At 52.9% G+C, this 359-nt stretch carries 1 protein-coding gene; it reads left to right on the forward strand.

Annotated elements, in window-relative coordinates:
* Positions 1 to 235 (forward strand): GxxExxY protein (locus FYK55_RS28850; RefSeq protein ID WP_150080083.1); only part of this gene is annotated, 235 nt, incomplete at its 5' end.
* Between the last annotated feature and the right edge of the window lie 124 nt (positions 236 to 359).

A 359-nucleotide genomic window follows, 5' to 3' on the forward strand; every position in this document is an offset into this window, starting at 1 on the left:
CGACGATTTGCATGACCCGTGTGCATTTCGCGCCGATTTGCTTGTCGAAGAATTGATCGTCATCGAGCTGAAAGCCAAGTCAGCCATCCACCCGATCGACAAGGCGCAAACCCTCTCTCACCTTCGTCTGATGAACCTGAATGTTGGCTTGCTTCTCAATTTCCATGAAGCGAAACTTGTTGATGGTCTCCATCGAATCGTGAACAACTATCGCGGCCCACGAGTCTCTGAATAGCGGACGCAATCCACCCCCCCTTCAGCAGTAACTCTTTCTCCGCGATTCTCCGCTCCTCCGCAACTCCGCGTTAAATTCCCCTCGAACGATGCCAATCGGCCGCGACACGATCGAAGAGAACTTG

This window comes from Roseiconus nitratireducens, from assembly GCF_008629675.1.
Lineage (GTDB): Bacteria > Planctomycetota > Planctomycetia > Pirellulales > Pirellulaceae > Stieleria > Stieleria nitratireducens.